Source organism: Vibrio sp. R-1 (assembly GCF_035615595.1).
Lineage (GTDB): Bacteria > Pseudomonadota > Gammaproteobacteria > Enterobacterales > Vibrionaceae > Vibrio > Vibrio cholerae.
In genome coordinates this window covers 1-271 of record NZ_WPDC01000359.1, presented here as the reverse complement: position 1 = coordinate 271, position 271 = coordinate 1, and the positions used below count along the sequence as shown (strand labels likewise).

At 56.5% G+C, this 271-nt stretch carries 1 rRNA gene; it reads left to right on the top strand.

The annotated features are described in order from the left end of the window. Window positions 1–271 (top strand): 23S ribosomal RNA (locus GOU96_RS18510); the annotation flags it as partial.

Sequence of the window (271 nt, the reverse complement as noted above, 5' to 3'; positions counted from 1 at the left end):
ATGGAAGGGCCATCGCTCAACGGATAAAAGGTACTCCGGGGATAACAGGCTGATACCGCCCAAGAGTTCATATCGACGGCGGTGTTTGGCACCTCGATGTCGGCTCATCACATCCTGGGGCTGAAGTCGGTCCCAAGGGTATGGCTGTTCGCCATTTAAAGTGGTACGCGAGCTGGGTTTAGAACGTCGTGAGACAGTTCGGTCCCTATCTGCCGTGGGCGTTGGAAGATTGAAGGGGGCTGCTCCTAGTACGAGAGGACCGGAGTGGACG